Here is a 23,171-nt window from a genome sequence, read left to right on the forward strand (position 1 = left end):
AACGATCAGCTCATCTAGCCAGCCGGAGACGCCATGCAACCCACCGCCCATGTCGATACGTTCGCACGCGATCATCTGCCGCCCGAGTCGCAGTGGCCCGACATGCTGCTCGACAATCCCGACGTCGCCTACCCCGCACGCATGAATTGCGCCGTCGAGTTGCTCGACCGTGCGATCGAGGCCGGTCACGGCGAGCGCCCGGCCATCTGGTCGGATGTCGACGGCAAGCCGCAAGCGACCACCTATGCCGAGTTGCTCGCGCTCGTCAATCGCAGCGCGCGCGTGCTGGTGGAAGACATGGGGCTGCAGCCGGGAAATCGTGTGCTGTTGCGCGGACCGAACACGCTGCAGATGGCGGTGGCGTTTCTCGCGTCGCTCAAGGCAGGCCTCGTGGTGATTCCCACCATGCCGCTGCTGCGCGCGAAGGAGCTCAAGCAGATTGCAGCCAAGGCGCAGGTTTGCGCGGCTTTGTGCGACGTGCGGCTCACCGAAGAACTCGCGCGCTGCATGGACCCCGCCGACGAATTCTTTTACGAAGGCATCAAACAGGTCTGCTATTTCCACGACGACTCGCCTGGCACCCTGGAGGCGCTTGCTGCAGGCAAGCCGGCGGACTTCACGGCCTGCGACACGGCCAGCGACGACGTCTGCCTGATCGCCTTCACGAGCGGCACAACGGGCATGCCCAAGGGCTGCATGCACTTTCACCGCGACGTGATCGCAATGTGCGACCTGTTCCCGCGTTATGTGCTGAAGCCCACGGCCGAGGACGTGTTCTGTGGCACGCCGCCGCTCGCGTTCACGTTCGGGCTGGGCGGCCTGCTGTGTTTTCCGCTGCGCGCCGGCGCGTCGACCGTGCTGATCGAAAAGCTCACGCCGGCGCTGCTGCTCGACACGATCCAGCGCTTTCACGCGACGATCGCCTTCACCGCGCCCACGTTCTACCGGCAGATGGCGCCGCTCGTCACGCAGTATGACCTTGCCAGCCTGCGCAAGACGGTATCCGCCGGCGAGGCGCTGCCGCAGGCCACGCGCAACCTGTGGCGCGACGCGACGGGTATCGAGATGATCGACGGCATTGGCGGCACCGAACTGATCCATATCTTCGTCTCGTCCGCGGGGGCCGATGTGCGTCCCGGCTCGATCGGCCGCGCGGTGCCCGGCTACGTCGTGCAGGCGCTGGACAACGACCTGCAGCCGGTGCCGCCCGGCGTGACGGGCAATCTCGCCGTGCGTGGCCCGACCGGCTGCCGCTACCTCGCCGACGAACGCCAGACGGTGTTCGTGCGCGGCGGCTGGAACCTGCCCGGCGACGCGGTTTCTATCGACGCCGACGGCTATGTGTTCTATCAGGCCCGCTCCGACGACATGATCGTTTCGTCGGGCTACAACATCGCGGGGCCCGAAATCGAGACGGTACTCATGCAGCACCCTGCCGTGGCCGAGTGCGGCGTAACGGGCGTGCCCGACGAAGTGCGTGGGCAGGTGGTAAAGGCGTTCGTCGTCTTGCGCCCCGGCTTCAGCGCTGGCGACGCGCTGGTTGCCGAATTGCAGGAGTTCGTGAAGAACGCCGTGGCGGCGTACAAGTACCCGCGCCTGATCGCGTTTATCGACGCGCTGCCGCGCACCGAGACCGGCAAGCTCAAGCGCTCGGCGTTGCGGTCGATGTGAGGCGGCATTGGACCAAAGAAATACTACGTAAACCGTCAATTTCTTAACATCTTTGATCTGTCGCTCGCTCGCAATATGTGCATTATTTTGCTCATATTGAGAGACGATTGCAGTTTTGCGCAAAATTGCGCGCATTCTTCGCTGGTGGACGGCTGCCGTCTCGATGCGCAAAATTATGCGCAAAGAGTCCAGTCCCAACCTATAATGCGCACCATGATGCGCAAAAAAACCGCAAATCTCTCGATTTCCAACGTCGAGCGCTTGTCAGAAGGCCTGCGCGCGACGCGCCGCGAGCGCAAGCTGACCCAGCAGGCCCTGGCGGAGCAGGCGGGCGTTGCCCGCCGTACCGTCACGAACGCTGAGCACGCAGGCAACGTCGGCATACGTGAACTCTGCCGTCTCGTCAACGCGCTCGGCTATGAAGTCGTGCTCCGCCCCATGGACACCGTGATCCTCGAGGACCTGAACGACATCTTCAAGGACGACGAATGACCGCCGACGCATCATTCGACCTCGAGCGGCTCCTGCGCGAAATCCGCAGTCTGGAAGTCCATACGCCGCAGGGCCCGAGCGGTCTGCTCGCGCGCGAAAGCCGCTTCGTCTTCAATTACGGCGACGTCGCGGACGTGGCCGCGGTGTCGCTCACCATGCCGGTGCGGCGCCAGAGCTATGCGAGCGGCGACCTGATGGGCGTCTTCGCGATGAACCGGCCAGAGGGCTACCTGCGCTTCGTCATCGAGGAGCGGCTCGCGCGTTACGGCGCGCCAGGCGACATGTTTCTGCTCTTTCTCGCTGGCACCAACCAGATCGGCCGGCTCACCTATTCCGTGCCGGGCGAGCGTGTGCCGCACAGCGACGGCGAGCGTCTGGACGAATTGCTGTCGTCGCCCTCGGGCCGGCTGTTCGAGCGCCTGATCGACCGCTATGCGCTCGGCTCGGGCATCTCCGGCGTGCAGCCAAAGGCCGTTGTGCCGCTCGCCGCCGAGGCCGCCTCGCGCCCCGCGGAACACACGGCACTGCCCCTGCGCACAGTGATCGTGAAGGCCGAAGGCGATGACTTTCCCGGGCTCGCGCGCAACGAATACTTCTGCATGTCGGTGGCGAAGGAGGCGGCGCTGGAAGTCCCCGACTTCTGGCTTTCCGACGACGGCAAGCTCTTCGTGATGTCGCGCTTCGACCGCACGGCGAACGGTACGCCCCTCGGATTCGAAGACATGAGCGTGCTCACCGGCAAGGCGAAGTACGAGGGCAGCTACGAGATGATCGCGAAGGCCGTGGACATCTATACGCGTTCGGACCCGGCGCAAAAGCGGCGCCTGTTCGAGCGCATCGCTCTCTCGTGCCTGTTACGCGACGGCGATGCTCATATGAAGAACCTGGGAATCCTCTATATCGATCCGACCGGGCCGCGCCGTCTTGCTCCGGTGTTCGACGTGGTCTGCACGGACATCTATCCGGATCTCGACGGGCGCATGGCGCTGAGCCTGAACCGCAGCAAGACTTTTCCGCTGCCGGCGGAACTCCATGCCTTCGCCCGGCGCCTCGATCTGCGGCAGACCGAAAGCGAGGAGATCATGAAGCGCCTGCACGACGCCTATCGCACAGTCGCCGAGCGCCTCTCAGACGACCCGCGATTCCACGAGGGCGATCTGCTCGCCAGGATCCGGCGAGCCGTCGAGCGGCCGGGCGTGAAACCCATCTCACGCCCGAAGCTCGTGCGTTAGGCGCGCGAACACGGACATCGACGCGCCGGGCGCCCGCATCAGCTCTTGCCCGCCTCCTGCACCGCGAACGCCATGCGTTTGTCCACGGCGTCGTAGCGGCACACGACTTTGGCGCCCTCCTTCACGCCGCCCTTGAGCATTTCCTTCGCCAGCTCGTTCTCCACCGCCTGCTGCATCTTGCGCTTCAACTCGCGTGCACCGAATTCCGGCCGATATCCCTCCGATGCAAGGTGATCGATCACGCTGTCGTCGAACGTCAGGTCGATATCCTGGCTACGCGCCATGCGCCGGACCTGCTCGAGCTGCAGCCGCACGATCGAGCGCAGCTCGTCGCTGTTGAGCGGCTGGAACACGATGATTTCGTCGATGCGATTCAGGAACTCGGGCCGGAAGTGCTGGCGCAGCTCGCCCATCACGGCACTCTGCATCGACCCTTCGGCGCTGGAGAGGAAACCGGGCCCCGAGCGCTTTTGCCCCGAGACCACGTCGGAGCCAAGATTGCTCGTCGCGATCACGACCGTATTGCTGAAGTCGACCACGCGTCCCTTGCCGTCGGTGAGACGCCCGTCGTCGAACACCTGCAGCAGCACGTTGTAGACGTCGGAGTGGGCCTTTTCGATCTCGTCGAGCAGGATCACGCAATAGGGGCGGCGGCGCACCTTCTCGGTCAACTGGCCGCCTTCGTCATAGCCGACATAACCCGGCGGCGAGCCGATCAGCCGCGACACCGCATGGCGCTCCATGTACTCGCTCATGTCAATGCGCACGATGGCGTCCTCGTCGCCGAACACCACTTCGGCCAGCGCCTTCGCAAGCTCGGTCTTGCCGACGCCCGTCGGCCCGAGGAACAGGAACACCGCCGTGGGCCGCCGCCCGCGCCGCAGCCCGGCGCGCGAGCGGCGCACCGCGTCGCTTACCGCGACAATGGCCTGCTCCTGGCCGATCACGCGCTCATGCAGCCGCTGTTCCATTTCGAGCAGTCGCGTGCGCTCCTCGGCGGTCAGCTGCGTGACCGGCACGCCCGTGAGCTTCGAGACGATCTCCGCGACATCTTCGCTCGTCACGTCGGAAGTCACGGTGCCGAGCTGACCTTTCCAGTCATTGGTGGCCTGCGCGAGCGCCTTTTCCTTGTCGGCGATCGGCTCGTCGAGCGTATGCGCCCGCTCGAAATTCTTGCGCGTCGCCGCGTAGTCCTGCTCGCGCCGCAACTGCGCCAGTTCGGCTTCGAGCTCGAGAATCGCCGCGGGCCGCGAGGTGGCCGAAAGATGCACGCGCGCCGCCGCCTGGTCGACCAGATCGATCGCCTTGTCGGGCAGGAAGCGCCCCATCACGTAGCGGTCGGATAACTCGGCCGCCGACACGAGCGCGTCGTCGCGAATGGTGACGTGGTGATGCACCTCGAGCTTGTCGCGCAAACCTCGCAGGATGTTGATCGTCTGATCGACGCTCGGCTCGGAGACGAACACCGGCTGAAAACGCCGCTCGAGCGCCGCGTCCTTCTCGATGTACTTCTGGTACTCCGAGAGCGTCGTCGCGCCGATCAGGTTCAGTTCGCCGCGCGCCATGGCCGGCTTGAAGACGTTGGCGATGTCGAGGCCGCCTTCGCCGCCGCCCTGGCCCGCGCCGACGATCATGTGCACTTCGTCGATGAAGAGCACGAGGCTCTCGCGCTGCGCCGCGATTTCCTCCATCACGCCTTTCACGCGCTCTTCGAATTCGCCGCGGTATTTCGCGCCCGCGATCAGACCGTTGACGTTCAGCTCGACGAGCCGCCGCCCGCGCAGCGATTCGGGCACGTCGCCGTTGAGCATGCGTTGAGCGAGGCCTTCGGCGATCGCCGTCTTGCCCACGCCCGGCTCGCCGATCAGCACCGGGTTGTTCTTGCGCCGGCGCGCGAGCACTTCCACCACGGTCTCGATCTCGCTCGAACGGCCGATCACCGGGTCGAGCTTGCCCTCGCTCGCGAGCGCCGTGAGGTCGCGGCTGTATTGATCGAGCTGCGGCGTCGCGCTCGGGCCTTTCGCGGCGGGCCGCTCGCGCTTGTCGCCCTGGGCCTCCACGAGCCGCTGCAGCACCTTTTGCGGCGTGACGCCATAGCGGCCCAGCAGATGGCCCGCAAAACTCTCCGGCACCTGCGTGAGGCCGAAGAGCAAATGCTCGGGCGCGACGTAGCTGTGACCCAGTTCGCGCGAAACAAGAAATGCGCGGTCGAGCGCGCCCTTCAGGCGTGGCGAGACGCCAATGCGGCCGTCCTCGGGAACACCCGCGCCTTCGCGCTTTTGCGCATTGGCGTCGATGAACGCGCGCACGTCGTCGGGCTGAATGCCCAGACGCTTGAGGATCGCCGCGCCGGCGTCGTTGCCCGCGAGTTCGTAAAGCAGATGCTCCGTGTCGACCTCGCGCCGCCCGAACTGCACCGCCCGCTCCGCCGCGCGCTGCAGCAATTCGCGCGCCACGTCACTGAAATAGCGCTCGACGATGGCGCCGTCGCCGGCTTCCATCGCCTGCGGCGCGGGTTCGCCCGCCGCCTCGCCGGCGTCGCCTGTGCCGTCGGCCTGCTGCGAGGCGCGAAACAACGCCTCCAGCGGGCTCAAGGTGCGTTGATGCCGTGTCAGTTGCGCGTAGTGATAGTCGCAGACATCGAGAAAACGCCGCCTGCCGTCCTGCAATACGGCGACCCGCACCGTCGCGGGGCGCACGCCGCAGATATCGCAGTTGAACTGAGCCATTTCGTCTCCTTGGAAGCCGTGCGCAGCGCGCGCGGATGCGCCGCCCGCGACCAGAAATGGCACGAGGCATGCCCACGCGAGCGCTGCATAAATGCTCTAACGAATGCCGAAGCGAAGTTCAGACGTCATCGTAACGTCGAATCGAACTGCGCGTCGTCAAGGAGACGTTTGCGAATCGATGAAAGGACTTGCGCCGCCTCAACCGTCCTGGCGGGCTGAGGAGTTGGCCGCATCGCGGGCTTGCGCCGCCGGGTCGCGTATCCATGCGCTCAGCAGGGTGGACGAAACGGCGAGGATCACCGGCCCGATGAAGAGCCCGACGATCCCGAAGGCGAACAAGCCGCCGAGCACGCCGGAGAGAATCAGCAGCATCGACAGATTGACGCCGCGCCGGATCAGCACCGGACGCACGAGGTTGTCGAGCATGGCGACCATCACGGACCACACCGCGAGCAGGATGGCCGCAACATGCGCGTCATGCACGAACAGCCAGATCACGCCGCCGAGCAGCGGCAGCGTCGGGCCGATCTGCGCGAGGCAAAACATGAGCATCACGGCGGTGAGCACGCCCGCTCCCGGCACCCCGGCCACCCACAGGCCAATGCCGCCGAGCGCCGACTGCAGGATCGCCGTCACGACGATGCCCAGCGCCACCGCGCGAACCGAAGCGCCCGCGAGCTTGACGGCCTGCTCGCCATAAGCGGGCGCCACGCGAATGGCGAAGCGCGTGACATAGTCGGCGGCCTGCTCGCCGCTGCTGTACAGAATGCCCGTGATGATGATCGTGATGAACATGTGCATGACGAACACGCCCACCGATGCGGCATGCCCGATCAACCAGTGCGCTGCGATCGAAACGTACGGTTCGAGCTGCGCGAGCAGGCCGCCAGGACCGGCGTCCGAAAACTCCTGCCACTTGCTGGCAATGCGGCCGCCCACCACGGGAATGTCACTAACCCACTGCGGCGGCGCCGTCAACGCGTAGTCGGGCAGCTTGCGGATCAGCTCCATGATCTCGCCGCCGTGCAACGCGAGCGTCGAGATGGCTTCATAGAGCGGCAGCACGATCACGACCAGCAGAATGAGCAGCATCACGAGGGTGGCGAGCCAGCGGCGGTTGCCGCAGCGCCGCTCGATCGCTCTCATGGCGGGCCAGGTCGCGACGACGATCGTCGTCGCCCAGATCAGGCCCGGAAGGAACGGGCGCATGACGTAGAGGCTGCCGGTCGTCAGCGCGCAGAGTATGGCAACAACGAACAGGATGCGTGCCAGGTCAGGCATGGCTTGCGGCTTCACGTACTTCTCCTCACAGCAGGGCGCGCCTCATGGCGCCGACGCGCTAGTCTATATCGGATACGCTACGAATCCCTTTTAAAAGTGCCGCAGCGCTGCCGCCCGGAATGCACTCTGGAATAATGGCCCTTTCCCCGACCTTGCAACGAAGAAGAGCCAGCCATGACCGCAACCGATAGCAAACTGCCCTGCGTGCTCCTGACCAACGACGACGGCATCGACGCGCCCGGCCTCGCCGTGCTCGAAGCCGTGGCCGCCGAACTCGCGCACGAGGTCTGGGTCGTCGCGCCCGAACACGACCAGAGCGGCACCTCGCACTCGATCAGCCTGCATACGCCGCTGCGCGTCTCCCGGCACGGCGAACGGCGCTTCGGCGTGCTCGGCACGCCCGGCGACTGCGTGGTGATGGCCGTGCGCCAGCTCATGGGCGACGTGCGCCCTTCGCTCGTACTCTCGGGCATCAACCGCGGCGGCAACCTCGGCGTGGAGACGATGTTCTCCGGCACGGTAGGCGCAGCCATGACGGGCCTGCTGCTCGGCCTGCCGTCCATCGCGTTGAGCCAGACCTTCCGCGACCGCGAGCGGGTGCGCTGGGACACCGCCCGCGCGCTCGCACCGGACGTGATTCGCCGCCTCGCCGCCGTGGCGCACGATGCGCCGGTCTGCCTGAACGTGAATTTCCCCGATATCGACGCGAGTGCGGCGGGACCGCTCACGGTCACGCGCCAGGGCGTGGGGCTCGTGCAAGGCATCGACGTCGTGCCGCAGATCGACCCGCGCGGGATGGACTACCATTGGCTGCGCTTCAATCGCGGCCCGCGCGAAAACGGGCCCGACAGCGAAACGGCCGTGGTGAACTCAGGCCGCGTTTCGGTCACGCCGCTGCATTTCGAGCGCACCGACGAAAAAACCTTTGTCACGTTGCAGGCGGCGCTCGGCGCTGCCGCCTGAACATGGCTCGATCATCGTGACGATCATGCGCGCGCGGCGGACTCCATCGCCCGCGCGATGGCGTCGCGCATGTCCTCAGGAATGCCAATCGACTTGTGGGTGTCGAGCGAGGTCGTCACGATGGTCTGGCGCGCCGCCATGCGCAGCACGCCGTCCACGCCCGTGCACGCCCACGCGAGCGTGAGCGACGCCCCGCCGAGACGCTCGACGTCGAGCGAAAGCCAGACCTCGTCGCCCATCTTGCTCACCGCCTTGAAATCCACTTCGAGCCGCACGGTCGGCATGCCCACGCGGCGAGCGCCGATCACACCGTGATAACCCTCTTGCGGCAGCAACTCGTCGATCCACGACTCGACGAGATCGTTGAAGAGGACGAAATACTGCGGATAGAACACGATACCGGCGGGATCGCACTCCGAGAAGTGAATCTTGTGTTTGCGGCGGTACGTGGGCGTCGCCATGCGTGGGTCTCCTGTCATGCCTGCTCGCCGCAGCGTCAAATCACGAGCCGCGACACTTTCACGCCTTCCAGCGACACCCCGGCCATGAGGCCTGCATTGGTCAGCACGAACGCTTCCACGGGGCTCGTGGCGGTCGAGGTATCGACGTTGCCGTTCGCGCCTACCGTGACGAGCGCAACCGTGGCGTCCGCGCCGGCCGACCAGCCCTGGCTGCTCGTGAAATCGTTGAGCGCGACCGGGTTCATGAACGCGAAGATGATGGCCTTGGACTGCGCGCCGATCTGCAGACCGAACGAACCCGCAATCGTGCTGTAGTAGCCCGTCGTGCGGCCATCCACGCGCAGCGCGCCGGTGCCGTATTGCCCGCCGATCCAGAAGCCTGCCGACAGCACCTGCGGAAAGACGAGCACGCCGCTCGACTTCGAAATCAGTTCCTGCGACCCGCTCACCGTGTTGTAGAGGCGCGTGAGCGTGGCGTCGACGCCCGCGTCGATCGAATTGCGCTTCGCGGTGTTCTGCGCTGCGCTGCTCTGCGAGCCCGGCGGCGTTGTCGTGCAACCGGCAAGCGCAAGGCCGCTGGCGGCGAGAGCGGCACTGGAGCTGAGAAGAAATTGACGTCGGCGCATGAGAGGGTTCCTGTGCAAATGGGACTTCGAATGTCCGCGCCGGCCCGATCGTGGATATACGTGCCGCGCGCAAAGCGCTACAGGATAGCGCGCATGGCCGTCGCCGGGGCAAACCCGCAATCCGGTGCGTGGACACCCGATCTCCCGGGCGCCCGGCCGGCTGCGGCGGCCATGACCGCTCATCCTTGGGGGTATAGGACCATGCAGCGGGCATCGAGTTCGCACAGAGATGTAAGGAAATGCTCAGCCGCAGGCGTTTCGGTGCAACGCAACATCGTCGGGCTTTTCGAATCCGTTCGATATCGGCAGGGCGGCCGCGTCGCTAAATTGTGGACATACCAGGGCGCAAGTTGCGATTCCCCACGCAGCGGCGCCCCGCCTGATCAGAAAGAGTTTCGCCATGCTCCCCACCACGCCAGATCGATCGCCACAACCGCGCACCCCAATGCTCACGCGTGCCTGCGACCGCCTGAGCGGCGCCGGCGTCTATCTGCTGCCGCCACTCTATGTGGGCTTCGTCGCCATGCTGTTCCTGCTCTGCCGGGCGCCGGTCGGCGCCTTCTGGCTGCTGGCCGCGGCCGGCGCGCTCGCGGGGGCCATGGGCATCTGCGCGCTGGTCTTCTATGCGGCCAGCGCCCTGCACGTCGCCCCGCCCCAACCGGCGACCACACGCGCCGCCGTTTCCCGCGGCACGGCCCGCCCGATGCCGCAGCGTTTCGCGCAGATGACCACGCGCACGTGCAGCCAGCACTGCGCCGGGACCGATGGCGCTCGCACGCGGTTCACGGTGTCGTGCTTTCACGCACATTGCCACTCAGGCAGCGCAAGCAAAGAGACCCACTGAGCGGTGTATTGAGCGGCCACGCCCGGCTTAACGGTCAGGCAAACTCCGACAACCATAAGTAATCCCTGACTTATAATGGCCAAAACCATGACAGAGCAACGCGCGCGCTAAATCCGGCTCTGCATGTCTCGCCCTCCGGCTCATCCGATTTCAGGCGACACGCTCACGACCATGACGAAAGCAACGCAAGATGTGCGGATCGTGGTGGCCGACGACCATCCCGTCGTGCTGACGGCGATCAGCGATTATCTCAACACCACGCCGGGCTTCAGGGTAGTCGCGAAAGCCGCCACCGGCGCGGGACTCATCGACGCTTTGCGCGACACCGAGTGCGAGCTGATCATCACCGACTTCTCGATGCAGGGCGACGTCGAAGACGAAGACGGCCTGCGGCTCGTCAGCCGCTTGCGGCGGCTCTATCCCGATACGCCCGTAATCGTGTTCACGATGGTCACCAACGGCGGCATCCTGCACCAGCTTGCGCAGCTCGGCGTGGCGGGACTCATCGGCAAGGATGAGCCGATTCCCGCGCTCGGCGAAGTCTGCCGGCGCGCGCTCGCGGAACCGGGCACGGCGCTTTCCGCGCGGATTGCCGAACGCCTTGCGAAAGAAGGCTCGACCGTCGGCGAATTTCAGCGCAACCAGCCGCTGTCGCCGCGCGAACTCGAAGTGGTGAGGCTCTTCGCACTCGGCCTGAGCGTCACCGAAATCTCGAAGCGCTTGAACCGCTCGGTCACCACCGTCGCCACCCAAAAACGCGCGGCCATGCGCAAGCTCCACCTCGAATCGAATGCCGATCTGATTCGTTACGCCGGCGAACACGGATTCGCGTAATGCCACGCGCCTCCCGCAGGGACGCTTTCACGCAGGCCTCGCCTTATGAAGCGCTCAGGGCGCTCGAGCGCAACCTGAAGCGGGAAAGACGCGTCTTCGCGATGCTCACAGGCCTGCTGATCTTCGCGGCGCTGTGCATGGCGGCCGTCGCGATCGGCAGCCTGGGGTTCGCCGCGCTGCGCGTGCAGGCGCTAGAGGCGATCGCCTTGAGTGCGAACGCCAACGCGCGGCTCGAACGGCAGGTCACGATACTCGGAAGCGCGGCGGTTCTCCTTGTGAGCGCAGACTCGTCCGCACTCGCCCCACCCACGAACGCCACATCGTTGCAGCACTGCTCCCCGGTGTTCAGCAACGGCATGGATGACGCATCGGATCTGAGTGCGGCCTGCGATCGCTTCGTGGCAGCCGCCACGACCGTTGCGCCAGTCGTCCCCGTCATATTGTTGAAGGTCGACGGCAGTGCCGCGTACGGGCACGACATCGCGCCGAAGGGTTTCCAGTTGCCTTCGGGCGACGCCACGCGCCTGCTGGCCGACACGGTGCTCCTGCGCATCGCGGCGCGCGGGCAGGATGTCACCGCCCTGGCCCGCGCGGTAAAAGTCGTCTGGTTCCGGCCGCCGACGACACTCGGTTTTGCTCCCAATCTCGCACTCGGTGCGCTGCCGGTGCTAAGGGACGGCAAGCCCTACGCGTTCGTCATCACGAGCGTGGATGTCGATACGCTCAACCGCACGCCCGCAGGCGCTCCCCCCTTGATTGCCGCCACGCTGTTCAACGTGGACGGCGACGTACTCACCGGCCCGCTGACACCCGCTGCGGCACAGTATTTCGACCGGATCGTCGCGCCACTGCCGCGCAGCACCTTCCACGTCCTGCCGCGCTTCGGCTACGTATGGCGCGAGCCGCCGCTCGCGCATGCCTTCGGGCACTACACCGTGGCCCTCTCGTGGCGCGACTTCTTCACGCTGATCCACACGCCCGCCCTGATTGTTCTCGCGCTCACGGCGGCACTCATCGCCATGCTCTTCGCGCTCTCGCGCTACTGGAATCGCCGCGTGCTCACGCGCAACTACGACGAAGCCACCCGCGCGCTAGAAGGCGAGCTGCTCAACCATTTGCTCGTTCACGCCACGCCGGTTGGCCTGTGCATCGTCAGGCGCAGCAACTTCGAGATCGTCGTGGCGAATCAGATCGTGCGCAACGTGCTCGGACTCGACGAGCATGCCACGCGTCTGCCGAGCGCCCTGTGCGCGGAATTCGAGAAGCACTCGCCGTGGCCAGAAGCCGCGAGTCACATTGAAAAGACGCCGATGTACGAGTTGCCTTACTCGCTCGAGCGCCCCGATGGAGAGGGCCTGCATCTCGCCATCACCTACGCGCCCGCCACCATGAACCGCGAAGACGTGATGTTCTGCGCAGTCGCCGACATGTCCAAGCACTATGAAGTCGAGCGGCTGCTGCGCGAAGCGAAGCGCCTGAGCGACGAAGCCGCGCGCGCGAAAGTCAGCTTCTTTGCGGCGATGAGCCACGAGATCCGCACGCCGCTCGGCTCGCTCGTCGGCAATATCGAGTTGATGGCGCGCGGTCCGCTCACGCCGGAACAAGGCGCGCGCGTGCAGGCCATGCAGATTTCCGCGGCCGAACTGCTGCAGATCGTGAGCGACGTGCTCGACTTTTCGAAGATCGATGTCGGCCAGATGAAGCTGGTCGAAGAAGCCGGGTCGATTGCAGGACTGCTCGTGCGTATCGCGCTCGCCCACGCCCCGCTCGCCGTGCGTCAGCGTTTGCCGTTCTATCTCGTGATGGACCGCACCATTCCGGCTCAGCTTCACTTCGACGCCATGCGGCTCGCGCAGATCGTCAACAACCTGCTCAGCAACGCGTTCAAGTTCACGCGCTCCGGCAAGATCGTGCTGCGGGCGCACTGGCGCGAAAGCGCCCTGGAGATCAGCGTGAGCGACTCCGGCGGCGGCATTGCCGAAGACCTCAAACCGCTCCTGTTCCAGCCCTTCACGCAGGGCGACGCCCACAAGCTCACGCAGGCGCGTGGCACCGGGCTCGGGCTTTCCATCTGCGCGCGCCTGACCGAGTTGATGCACGGACGCATCGCGCTCGACAGCGCGCTCGGCGTGGGCACGCGCGTCACGGTCACGCTGCCGTTGCACCCCGAGGGCGAGGCCACGGCAGGCGAAGCATGGACGCTGCCCGAAGCGCATCCCGCCATCTTGTGCCGTGCGCCCGAAAACCACGAATGGCTCGCCAATTTGTTCGATGCGCGTGTGAGCACGCCAACCTTCCTGAGCCTCGACGAACCGCAGCGCGAGGGCACGTTCGACTATGTGCTCGTGACCGACGAGTTCTCGCGTGACGATGTTGCGCGGCTCCGGCCCGCCGGCATGAAAATCGTGTGGCTGCGCCAGGACGGCCCACTCGTGCCTCTCGAACTCGCCGACGGCGCCGTCGAAGTGAGCCTGTACAGTTTGAGCGGCATCCGCGCGGCGACACAGTTGCTGGGGCGCGGCGCGGCGGCGGCTGAGGCGGCAGCCGTTGAGACGCCGCGCCCCAGCCCCGCCAACAGTGAACGCTTCGCAACCCTGAATGTTCTGATCGCCGAAGACAACCTGCTCAATCGCGGCCTGCTGCGCGACCAGCTGCGCACGCTCGGCGCAAGCGTGGTTGAAGCGAAAGATGGCGAGGAAGCTCTCGTGCGGCTGGGCGAGCATCAAGTGGATCTCGTGCTGACCGACCTGAACATGCCGGGCATGAACGGCAGCGCGCTGCTCAAGGCGACGCGCGCGAAGTTCCCTTCGCTGCCGGTCTACGCGCTGAGCGCCGACGCGCTGCCCGAGCAGATTACCCAAGGGCGCGCGCTGGGCTTCACCGATTACCTCACCAAGCCGCTCGCGCTCGCGGAACTCGCGCGCGTGCTGGCCACCGTGTCAGAGCAAAGCCGCGCCAACGAGGCCGCAGCAAGAACTGGACGACCCAGCCATGCAGCTGAAGAGGATACCGAAGTACCTGAAGACGAAGAGCCGCCTCGCTTCCCGACACTCGCTCCGGCGTTCGCCGACCTCTTCATCGAGCAGGCCGACCGCGACATCGCCGAGTACGCCCACATCGCGCAGCAGCGCGATTTCAATCGCCTGCGCGAGTGGGCGCACCGCGTGTCGGGCGGCCTTGCGGTGCTGGGCCCCTCGATGCTCAACGAAGCCTGCCTTGAATTGCGCGCAACGCTGCGCGATGCAGGCGAATGGACCGGCGACGTGAGCGAGCTGTCGGCGGCCGTCGTGGAGGAACTCGAAGCCATGCGCGCGCTCGCGGCGCACCGCGACGCCGTGTGACCGCCAAAGGATTCGCGTCGCGCTCAGCGCGTGCGTTGCAGGAATACGGGGGCTTCAGCGGGCGCATCCATCGGGCAAGCTTCGTTCTGCAGACGTACGCACCACTGACGCAACGCGGTGTCCTCGAGCGGGCAGCACACCGGGTTGCGCGGCGTGACGTGCCGCTGCGCACCAAGACGCAGCGCGAAGCTCTCCGGAAGCACAAGGCCGCAAGACGTTTCGCTCGTGCCACGCGCAAGCGGCGCGAACCCGGAAGCCGCATGCGGTTCATCCTCCATGGATTGATGCTGGGGCAGGCGCGGTGCCCAGCGCATGCCGGGCGCACGTCGGAAAGAAAATGCAGACATGGACGTTTCCGCCCTTCGCGGGCGGCTCCTGGGTCATATCGGACAGCTTCGATATTCGTCCGAGTCTTGCGCCCGATCCATAGAATCCCTTCTAAATGCGCCCAAGACCGCGACATCGCGCCGCGCTTATGACCGCCCTCAGATCTGCGGGCTCCCTGCGCAAACGTGAAATGCCGTGTTAGACTCCGCCGCGCAATCATTCTCATTCTCATGAATTCACGCAAGCATTCACTGCTGACCGCATGGCTTGGCCTCGTCGCCATGTGGCTCATCGTGCTTGCACCGCTCGTGAGCCAGCTCGTCGCCGCGCAGCACGCGCACGAGCCGGACGCCACGCTCTGCTCGGCCATGCAACCGGCCGGGGCCGGGAGCACGCCGCATCTTTCGCACGACGATGCATTCGGCGCATGCGGCTACTGCCACCTGCTCGAGCATCATGTGGCGATGCCTTCGGTTGCCGCGCCCGGGCCGCTGGGCGCACTCGCTCTCGCGCGCGACACGATCGCGCCGCCCGTCACGCACGACCTACCCTTAGGCGCCTTCCCGTCGGGCAGGCCGCGCGCTCCCCCCGTCCTCTCCTGAATTACGCCGTCATCGTCCCGCCGATCGTGATCTGATTGCGTGCGCAACGAGCACGCATGACGCGCGCGGCGGCTCGTTTCCCGTTTTCAGGAAAGCATCTCATGTCCACGCTCGCCACGCGTGGCGCTGGCGTTCGCTTGCGCGAACGCGCAACGCCGCGCGCGCTTCGGCACGCCGGGCGCCTCGCGCTCGCCATGCTGCCGCGCGTCTTGCCGCTGCCTCTCATTGCGCCCATCGCCGTTCAGGCAGCCCATGCCGCCGAGGCGCAAACCGACGCCGCCTCGGCCGCCACGCTGCCCGCGGTCACAGTCAGCGCCACCGCTAGTACCGCGGCAGCGCCCGCCGTCGACCCGAACCTGCCCGCGACGGTGGAAACCGTCACGCCCGCGCAATTCGGCAACTGGAACGTCGTCAACACCGAGGACGTGCTCAAGTACCTGCCCAATCTCGCCGTGCGCAAGCGCTACGTGGGGGACTTGAATTCGATCATCGCCGTGCGCGGCACGAGCAATGCACAGAGCGCGCGCGGCCTCGTCTATGCCGACGGTCTGCTGCTCTCCAATCTGCTCGGCAACAGTTACAGTTTTCCGCCACGCTGGTCGATGGTGTTCCCCGACCAGATCCAGCAAGTGGATGTGATCTACGGACCATATTCCGCGCTCTATCCGGGCAACTCGCTCGGCGCCACCGTGCTCATCACTACCCGCATGCCGAAAACGTTCGAAGCGAACGCGGACGTGAAGGCGTTCACCCAGCATTTCAGCCTTTACGGCGTGAACCAGAACTTCAACGGCAGCGAGACAAGCGCCTCGATCGGCGACCGTATCGGCAAGTTCTCGTATTTGCTTGGCGTGAACCATCTGGAGAACACGAGCCAGCCGCTGCAATTCGCCACGCTCGCGCAGTCGATGAAACCCGCTCAGCCGGGCGACGTGCCCGTGCATGGCGCGTACTTCTACAACAACCAGACGAACACGCCCACGGTCGTGCTCGGCGTGAACGGCGAAGGCATGCAGCATACGGTGCAGGACCAGTTCAAGCTGCGCATGCAGTACGATTTCACGCCCACCGTGCAAGGCGGCGTGACGCTCGGCTACTGGCACCAGACCTACAACAACGCCACTTCGACCTTCCTTTACGACGCGAACGGCAACCCCGTGTATAGCGGCAAGGTGTCGATCAACGGCTACGAATACACGATACCCGCCGCCGCGTTCGCACCGAGCCGCGGCTGGAGCGAAAACTGGCTGTATGGCGCGACGCTGCGCACCCACCAGGCCACCGGCTGGAACGCGCAAGCCATTGCTTCGTACTACGACGTGAGCAACAGCGTGGCGCGCACGGCAAACGCGGGGGGGCCAGGCAACGGCCCCGGTGTCATGACGCTCGGCGACGGCACCGGCTGGAAGACGCTCGACCTCAAGACGACGTGGACGCCCGCCACGCCCGATGCCGGCCTCGCCGCGCACTGGCTCACGTTCGGCTATCACTACGACGACTACGCGCTCGACAACCGCACATACAACACGCTCGCTTGGCGCGACGGCGGCGCGAACAGCTTTGCCAATGCCTTCGCGGGCAAGACCGAAACCCAGGCGGTCTACGCACAGGACGCCTGGCGGTTTCTCCCGCGCTGGAAGTTCGTGTACGGCGTGCGCTACGAGAACTGGCGCGCGTACGACGGCTATCAGGCGCTCGGCAGCGTGAATGTGCCTTACGCGAACGTGGGCGACCATCACTTCTCGCCGAAAGCTTCGCTCTCGTTCGACGTGACCGACGACCTCACGCTGCGTGCATCGATTGCGCGCGCCTACCGCTTCCCGAGCGTGAGCGAGTTGTTCCAGGGGCAGGTAAATGGCTCCTCCATCGTCAACAACAACCCGAACCTGCGCCCCGAGGACGATCTCTCGAAGGAACTGAGCGCCGAATGGGCGCACTGGAACGGCCTCTTTCGCTTGACACTCTTTCAGGACGACGTAAAAAACACGATCTTCAGCCAGACCGATACGACGGTCATTCCGAACGTCACGAACTTCCAGAACATCGGCAAGGTGCGCTCGCGCGGCGTGGAAACGAGCTACCAGGGTGAAGACGTCATGCTGCACGGGCTCGATCTTGCGGCGAGCGTGGCGTACACGCAGTCGAAGATTCTGGAGAACGCGCAGAACCCGGCGAGCGTGGGCAAGTACTTCTATCGCATTCCGCTGTGGCGCGCGAATCTCGTCGCGACGTACCGCTTCGACGCGCGCTCGGCGCTCACGCTCGCCGCGCGCTACTCGGGGCGCCAGTACAACACGCTCACCAACACGGACACGAACCCGAACGTGTTCGGCGGCACGAGCACGTACACGGTCGCCGACGTGAAGTACACCTTCCGGCCGACGAAAAAGAGCGAGATCGGCGTGGGCGTCGACAACCTGTTCGACGCGCGCTACTTCGTCTATCACCCGTATCCCGGCCGCACGTACTACCTCGAAGCGAAGCTCGGCATTTGATCGCGTCCGCGTTTTGGTTTGAATCATCCATGCGTTCGAGCCGCGCTGGCTCGACAAGGAGTCCCCGATGTCCACGATATCCGACCCGGTGAGCGCGCCGCCTGTACGCGCAGCCCAGCCCGGCTACCGCACGCTGTGGCGCTGGCATTTTTACGCAGGCCTCTTCGTCGTGCCCCTGCTGCTCGTGCTCGCCATCACGGGCACGATCTACTGCTTCCAGCCGCAGATCGAACCGCTGCTCTACCCGCAACGGCTGGTGGTCGCACCGGCGGCAACACCGCGCCTGCCCGTGGATGCGCTGCTGGCCCGCGCGCGCGCCGCGATGCCAGCGGATGCGCGTGCGTTGCGCGCGCACGTCGAATCGAAACCCGCGCGCAGCGCCGAGTTCGTTTTCGCGCTGCCTGGCGGGACCAAAGAGAGCGTGTACGTGAATCCGTACGATGGCGCGGTGCTCGGTACGCTCGACGTCGATCGCCGCTTCATGCAGGTCGTCCGCATGCTGCATCGCAAGCTCCTGCTCGGCAAGCCCGGCGAATTGCTCATGGAACTGGCCGCCTGCTGGACGCTCGTGATGATCGCCACTGGCATTGCGCTCTGGTGGCCGCGCGCGGGCGCTTCGTGGCGCACTGCGCTGCTGCCTCGCTTTCGCGCGAGCGGAAGGCCATTCTGGAAGAGCGTGCACGCGAGCGTCGGCATCTGGCTCGCCGTGGGCGCGCTCGCGTTCGTGTTGAGCGGCTTGCCGTGGACGGGCTCGTGGGGCAAGCAGTTCAAGGCGCTCGCCACGCGCGCGAGTCTCGGCGCGCCGCGCGGCGCGTGGGGCGGCGGCCTCGCGCTGAAGTCTGCGCTGCCCGGTGTGCCGGCCGCCGTCGCGTCCGCCGCTAGCGCAGCCGCGGCGCAGCCTCGCGCAAGCCGCGCCGATCGTCAGGAACAGGGAGAGCACGCGGGCCACGACATGGCGTCGATGCCTGGCATGGTGATGGACGACATGCCGCTGCCGCTCGTGCCCTGGGCGGTCGGCGCGGTTCCCGTGCCGCACTCGCCAGAAGCGCCCGGCGCGCCCGGCGCACCGCAGCACTGGACGCTCGCTCAGGTGGTCGCCCAGATGCGCGATCTCGGCGTGCGCGACGGCTACGACATCGTGCTGCCCGCCGCGCCCGATGGCGTCTACACGGTCTCGTACTTCCCTGCCGATCCGAAAGCGGAGCGCACTGTGTATATCGACCAGTACAGCGGCGCCGTGCTGAAGGACATCCGCTATGAGGATTACGGCGCAGTCTCGCAAGCCATTTCGTACGGGACGTCGCTGCACATGGGCCGCTACTTTGGCCTCGCTAACCAGCTGATCTGCGCGGCGATCTCACTGGGCCTCGGCGCGCTTGCGGCAACCGGCTTCGCGATGTGGTGGATGCGCCGTCCCGCGCGCAAGATGGGGGTATCTGGCACGCTGGCTGCGCCACCGCGCGAGCACGCCGCGCCGCCGTTGCGTGCCTGGAAAACCGCTCTCGTGCTGCTCGGCATCGTGTTTCCGCTGATGGGCGCGACGCTCGTGGCGGTCTGGCTGTTCGACCGCGCCGCCTTCCGGCGTCCGTAGAGGCAACGGCACCGTGAACGGCCCCGCGGTAATCTGCGGACACAATTGCGTCTGAACCTGGCTGCCCCAAACGGTTTCAAACGTATATATGCGGAGATCATTGTGTTGCGCCTAATTTCGGCTCTTGGCGCGGCCGCGGTGCTTGCGGGCTGCGCGGTCGCGCCTTATCCGGCTTACCCCGGCTACTACGGCTATGGCTACCCCTACTATTCAGGCTATCCGTACGCCTACGGTTACGACTACTACCCCGGTTATTTCGGCGGCGGCTATGGCGGCATCACCATCTGGGGCGGTGGCGGCGGATGCTGCTATCACCACGGCTGGCACGGCGGCCATGGTGGGGGCTGGCACGGCGGCGGTGGACACGGCGGCGGGTGGCATGGAGGCGGTGGCGGCACGTGGCAAGGCGGCGGCGGTGGCATGGGGGCGGGCGGCGGCCACGGCCACTAACCGCTCACACCGGAACCGGCCTCTTCAACCGGCCCCTGCGCCCCACGCGCGGCCGTAGCGCCTACACGCGCCCGTTCACGGGAATCAGCGCGCCCGTCACTGCCTGTGCGTCGGCGCTCAGCAAAAACGCAATCACCGTCGCGATCTCGCGCGGCTGCACCCAGCGCGTGAAATCGGCGTCCGGCATGTCGGCGCGATTTTGCGGCGTGTCGATGATGCTCGGCAAAATCGCATTCACCGTCACGCCCTTGTCCTTCAGTTCTTCCGCGAGCGCTTCCGTCAGGCGCGCCACACCCGCCTTCGACGCCGAATACGCGCCCATTCCGAGCCCTGCCTTGAGCCCCGCGCCCGCGCCGATGTTGACCACCCGCCCCGCGCCGCTCTTCACGAGATCAGGCAGCGCGGCCTTCGAGGCATTGAGCGCCGTCTTCACGTTCAGATCGAACATCAGATCCCACGTGCGCGGGTCGCCGTCGCCGATGGTTTCCCACCGGAACGCGCCCGCCACATTGACGAGTGCGTCGAGGCCGCCGAGCTTCTCATGCAGCGTGCCGAACGCCGCCTGTGCCGCCTGCGCGTCGACGAGATCGACGCCGCCCATGCACAGCGCGCCCGCGAGCGCGGCGGGCAGCGCTGCCGCGTCGGGCGCTGCGCCGCGGCCGATCAGCGCCACGCGCGCGCCGCGTTCGGCCAGCAATTGCGCCGTCGCCAGACCCAGGCTGCCAAAGCCGCCCGTTACCGCGACCACCTTGCCGTTCAAACCGTTTTCCATGTGCTTGTTCCTTTCGTTGCTTCACTAACCTGAATTCGATGCCGTCCGCGCGATCCGTGCGGGCGCCGCTCGCGCCACGTTACGCGAGGCGCGGCCTTCCATCAACCCGCGCGCATTCATCCGTGGCGCGCATTCGTGCGCACCGTGGCGAGCGCGCGCTGCTTGCGCAGGTTCTCCGTGGTGTCGCCGCCGCCGTCCGCGCGCCAGCCCGGCGGCAGGAACACGTAGCGCACGGCGGTCCAGAGGGTCTTCGCCGTCACGACATCGCGTGCGAGCGTCGCCCAGTGTTCGAGTTCGACGACGAACGGATTGCGCGAGCGCACGGGCGTCACGAGGCCGTAGCGGCACGGCTCTTCGGCGCGCTCTTGCACATATGTGCCGAACAGCCGGTCGAAAACGATCAGGACTCCGCCATAGTTCGCATCGAGGTAGTCGACGTTCGAAGCATGATGCACGCGATGGTTCGACGGCGTGTTGAACACGTACTCGAGCCAGCCGAGCTTCGGAATCCACGTGTTGTGCAGCCAGAACTGATAGAGCAGGTTCAACGAGAGGATGGCGAGCACGACTTCGGGCCGCACGCCGAGCCATACGAGCGGCGTGAAGAACATGGCCGGCCCGGTGAGCTTGCCGGTCCACCCGAGCCGGTACGCCGAAGAAAGCGTCAGCTGGTTCGGCGAATGGTGCACGGCGTGCGTCGCCCAGAAGAAGCGGATGCGGTGCGACGCGCGGTGATACCAGTAATAGCAGAACTCCTGACCGATGAAGACCAGCAGCGCAAGCGCAACGGTGTCGATATTCAGCGTGAAGAGGCGGTGCTCCCAGGCGAAGCCGAAGATGGGCGTGGCGAGCGAGAGCGGCAAGAGCGCGAAGAGCTTACGGCCCGCTAGATCGGCGAGCGAGAGCCAAACTTCAGACCAATCGAAGGGAGCCTCTCCTTTCGTTTCGCGGCGCTTCCTGAAGGTGAGCACGCATGCCTCGATCAGCGAGACAGCGACGACGAACAGCGTGACATAGAACGCGAGTTTTCCTGTGGTGAGCATGATGGATCGTGTGCGATAGGCGCGTCTTGCGCGGTGAAGAAAGACGCGTTTTGCACGGGAAACAGCACCTGCAGCGCGTCGGATGAAGGGCACTGTAGTGGCGCTCGCGGGGAAAGACCACGCGCAAAGTATGTCGGGATATGTCACGCGCGCGGCGCGCGAAACCCGCCGGCACGCCCGCCGCCCCGCGTGCGCGGGATGACGCCGGCGAGAGCCTCGCGACGTGTAACACCGCGACATGGTTTATGACGCGACTTCAAAAGAGCGCAGCCCTATAGTTCGTTCCGCTGACACGCCACAGCGTGCCCTACGAAACGAACCGCAAGGACCTCTGATGAAAACGCTCCCTCTCGTCGTCGCCGCAATCATCGGCTTCGCCAGCGCCCCCGCTTTCGCCGGCTGGTCCGGCCACGGCACGGCGTACACGCCCCACGGCACGTACAACGGCGCGCACTACGGGTCCTGCGGCGGCGGCACCTGCTCGCATGCGGGCGGCGTGGCCGGTCCCTGGGGCGGCGTCGCCACCAACAGCGGCTCCGTGACCCGCACCGCGCCCGGCCAGTTCAGCAACAGCGGCACGGCCTACGGTCCGAACGGCCGCTCGGTTCAGCATTCGGGCGATACGAGCTGCGCGAGCGGCACCTGCTCGCACACCGGCTCGCTCGACGGCTCGGACGGCCGCAGCGCGAGCACCTCGGGCAGCGTGACGCGCACGGCGCCGGGCCAGTACTCGTCGACGGGCACGGTGACGACCGGCAACGGCAACACCTACGGGCACACGGCGTCCACCTCCTGCGCGGGCAGCACGTGCAATCGCTCGGGCACTGTAACGGGCACACAGGGCGGCAGCGTCTATCACTCGGGCAGCGCCACGGGCGTCGGCACCGGCGTCGTCACGACGGGCGGCGGCACGACCGTCGTTCACGGCGGCACGGTGACCACGAGCGGCACGACGGTGGTGCATGGCACGGTCGCGACAACCGGCACGACGGTCGCCGTCGTGGGCGCCCCGGCTCCCGCCCCCGTGCCGGTGGTCGTGACGCCGCCGCCGCCCAGCACCACGGTGTACGTCGCTCCGCCGCCGCCCGCGCCCAAGACGGTGGTTGTCGCACCCGCGCCGGCACCTGCGCCGCAGACGGTTTATGTCGCGCCGCCCGCACCGAAAACCGTCTATGTCGCGCCGCCCGCTCCGAAGGTCGTCTATGTGGCCCCGCCGGCACCGAAGGTCGTCTACGTGGGCCAGCCGCTGCCGCGCGCCGTGTACATCGCGCCGCGCCCCGCCGTGTGGATTCCTGGCCACTGGGTCGGCCGCGTGTGGATTCCCGGCCACTGGGCCTGAATCGCCACGGGCGGCTGCGCGCTCGCTTGACCGGCAGCCGCTGCTCGTTTCACCGGTTTCATTCGCTTTATCAACCGG

The 23,171-nt window shown here is 66.2% G+C and carries 19 protein-coding genes; 12 read left to right on the top strand and 7 right to left on the bottom strand.

What is annotated here, in order from left to right; genetic code table 11:
• Positions 1-33 precede the first annotated feature (33 nt).
• From U5A52_RS00220 to U5A52_RS00230, 3 genes are all read left to right on the top strand, one after another.
• On the top strand, positions 34-1,671 hold the full coding sequence (locus tag U5A52_RS00220) for an AMP-binding protein (RefSeq protein WP_321933286.1): 1,638 nt from the start codon (positions 34-36) through the stop codon (positions 1,669-1,671).
• 204 nt (positions 1,672-1,875) lie between these two features.
• Entirely contained in the window at positions 1,876-2,163 is a 288-nt protein-coding gene (locus U5A52_RS00225; RefSeq protein WP_321933287.1) for a helix-turn-helix domain-containing protein, read from the top strand.
• The gene (locus U5A52_RS00230; protein ID WP_321933289.1) at positions 2,160-3,395 is read left to right on the top strand and encodes a type II toxin-antitoxin system HipA family toxin; all 1,236 of its coding nucleotides are present in this window, start codon (positions 2,160-2,162) and stop codon (positions 3,393-3,395) included. The genes U5A52_RS00225 and U5A52_RS00230 overlap by 4 nt, the downstream gene beginning before the upstream one ends.
• 38 nt (positions 3,396-3,433) lie before the next feature.
• Here the strand turns inward: U5A52_RS00230 and U5A52_RS00235 are convergent, their stop codons facing one another.
• Complete coding sequence (locus tag U5A52_RS00235; RefSeq protein WP_321916383.1) at positions 3,434-6,124, bottom strand: ATP-dependent Clp protease ATP-binding subunit; 2,691 nt, start codon at positions 6,122-6,124, stop codon at positions 3,434-3,436.
• 198 nt (positions 6,125-6,322) lie between these two features.
• Positions 6,323-7,405: an AI-2E family transporter YdiK gene (gene ydiK, locus U5A52_RS00240; protein WP_321916458.1), complete on the bottom strand. Its 1,083-nt coding sequence runs from the start codon at positions 7,403-7,405 to the stop codon at positions 6,323-6,325.
• A gap of 174 nt (positions 7,406-7,579) precedes the next feature.
• Between ydiK and surE the strand changes: the two genes are divergently transcribed.
• Positions 7,580-8,368 carry a 5'/3'-nucleotidase SurE gene (gene surE, locus U5A52_RS00245; protein ID WP_321916381.1) on the top strand — a complete coding sequence of 263 codons (789 nt, stop codon included), beginning with the start codon at positions 7,580-7,582 and terminating at the stop codon, positions 8,366-8,368.
• Positions 8,369-8,391: 23 nt separating this feature from the next.
• Here the strand turns inward: surE and U5A52_RS00250 are convergent, their stop codons facing one another.
• Together U5A52_RS00250 and U5A52_RS00255 are read right to left on the bottom strand one after the other, a co-directional pair.
• Entirely contained in the window at positions 8,392-8,829 is a 438-nt protein-coding gene (locus tag U5A52_RS00250) for a thioesterase family protein (protein ID WP_321916379.1), read from the bottom strand.
• 35 nt (positions 8,830-8,864) lie between these two features.
• Positions 8,865-9,455: a YSC84-related protein gene (locus tag U5A52_RS00255; protein WP_321916377.1), complete on the bottom strand. Its 591-nt coding sequence runs from the start codon at positions 9,453-9,455 to the stop codon at positions 8,865-8,867.
• A gap of 445 nt (positions 9,456-9,900) precedes the next feature.
• Between U5A52_RS00255 and U5A52_RS00260 the strand changes: the two genes are divergently transcribed.
• From U5A52_RS00260 to U5A52_RS00270, 3 genes are all read left to right on the top strand, one after another.
• A complete protein-coding gene (locus U5A52_RS00260; protein WP_321933290.1) occupies positions 9,901-10,299 on the top strand; it encodes a hypothetical protein in 399 nt (132 codons plus the stop codon).
• Positions 10,300-10,470: 171 nt separating this feature from the next.
• Positions 10,471-11,133 (top strand): response regulator transcription factor, encoded by a 663-nt coding sequence (locus U5A52_RS00265; RefSeq protein ID WP_321916374.1) that lies wholly within the window; start codon positions 10,471-10,473, stop codon positions 11,131-11,133.
• The gene (locus tag U5A52_RS00270) at positions 11,133-14,474 is read left to right on the top strand and encodes a hybrid sensor histidine kinase/response regulator (RefSeq protein ID WP_321933291.1); all 3,342 of its coding nucleotides are present in this window, start codon (positions 11,133-11,135) and stop codon (positions 14,472-14,474) included. Before U5A52_RS00265 ends, U5A52_RS00270 begins: the two co-directional genes overlap by 1 nt.
• A gap of 23 nt (positions 14,475-14,497) precedes the next feature.
• Here U5A52_RS00270 and U5A52_RS00275 read toward each other — a convergent pair whose 3' ends face one another.
• Complete coding sequence (locus tag U5A52_RS00275; protein ID WP_321933292.1) at positions 14,498-14,821, bottom strand: hypothetical protein; 324 nt, start codon at positions 14,819-14,821, stop codon at positions 14,498-14,500.
• Between the two features lie 210 nt (positions 14,822-15,031).
• On the opposite strand from U5A52_RS00275, the gene U5A52_RS00280 reads away from it, so the two are divergent.
• From U5A52_RS00280 to U5A52_RS00295, 4 genes are all read left to right on the top strand, one after another.
• Positions 15,032-15,403 (top strand): DUF2946 domain-containing protein, encoded by a 372-nt coding sequence (locus U5A52_RS00280; protein WP_321916370.1) that lies wholly within the window; start codon positions 15,032-15,034, stop codon positions 15,401-15,403.
• A gap of 194 nt (positions 15,404-15,597) precedes the next feature.
• Complete coding sequence (locus tag U5A52_RS00285; protein WP_321934141.1) at positions 15,598-17,898, top strand: TonB-dependent receptor; 2,301 nt, start codon at positions 15,598-15,600, stop codon at positions 17,896-17,898.
• A gap of 67 nt (positions 17,899-17,965) precedes the next feature.
• Positions 17,966-19,489, top strand: coding sequence for a PepSY domain-containing protein (locus U5A52_RS00290; protein WP_321933294.1), 1,524 nt, complete (start codon positions 17,966-17,968; stop codon positions 19,487-19,489).
• Positions 19,490-19,591: 102 nt separating this feature from the next.
• Positions 19,592-19,939, top strand: coding sequence for a hypothetical protein (locus tag U5A52_RS00295; protein ID WP_321916367.1), 348 nt, complete (start codon positions 19,592-19,594; stop codon positions 19,937-19,939).
• Positions 19,940-20,000: 61 nt separating this feature from the next.
• On the opposite strand, the gene U5A52_RS00300 is transcribed toward U5A52_RS00295, so the two are convergent.
• Together U5A52_RS00300 and U5A52_RS00305 are read right to left on the bottom strand one after the other, a co-directional pair.
• Positions 20,001-20,711, bottom strand: a complete 711-nt coding sequence (locus U5A52_RS00300; RefSeq protein WP_321933295.1) for an SDR family NAD(P)-dependent oxidoreductase — start codon at positions 20,709-20,711, stop codon at positions 20,001-20,003.
• 116 nt (positions 20,712-20,827) lie between these two features.
• Positions 20,828-21,754 carry a sterol desaturase family protein gene (locus tag U5A52_RS00305; protein ID WP_321933297.1) on the bottom strand — a complete coding sequence of 309 codons (927 nt, stop codon included), beginning with the start codon at positions 21,752-21,754 and terminating at the stop codon, positions 20,828-20,830.
• Positions 21,755-22,088: 334 nt separating this feature from the next.
• Between U5A52_RS00305 and U5A52_RS00310 the strand changes: the two genes are divergently transcribed.
• On the top strand, positions 22,089-23,093 hold the full coding sequence (locus U5A52_RS00310; protein WP_321933299.1) for a hypothetical protein: 1,005 nt from the start codon (positions 22,089-22,091) through the stop codon (positions 23,091-23,093).
• Positions 23,094-23,171: the final 78 nt, after the last annotated feature.

The sequence above is a fragment of the Paraburkholderia sp. J8-2 genome (genome assembly GCF_905220195.1).
Lineage (GTDB): Bacteria > Pseudomonadota > Gammaproteobacteria > Burkholderiales > Burkholderiaceae > Paraburkholderia.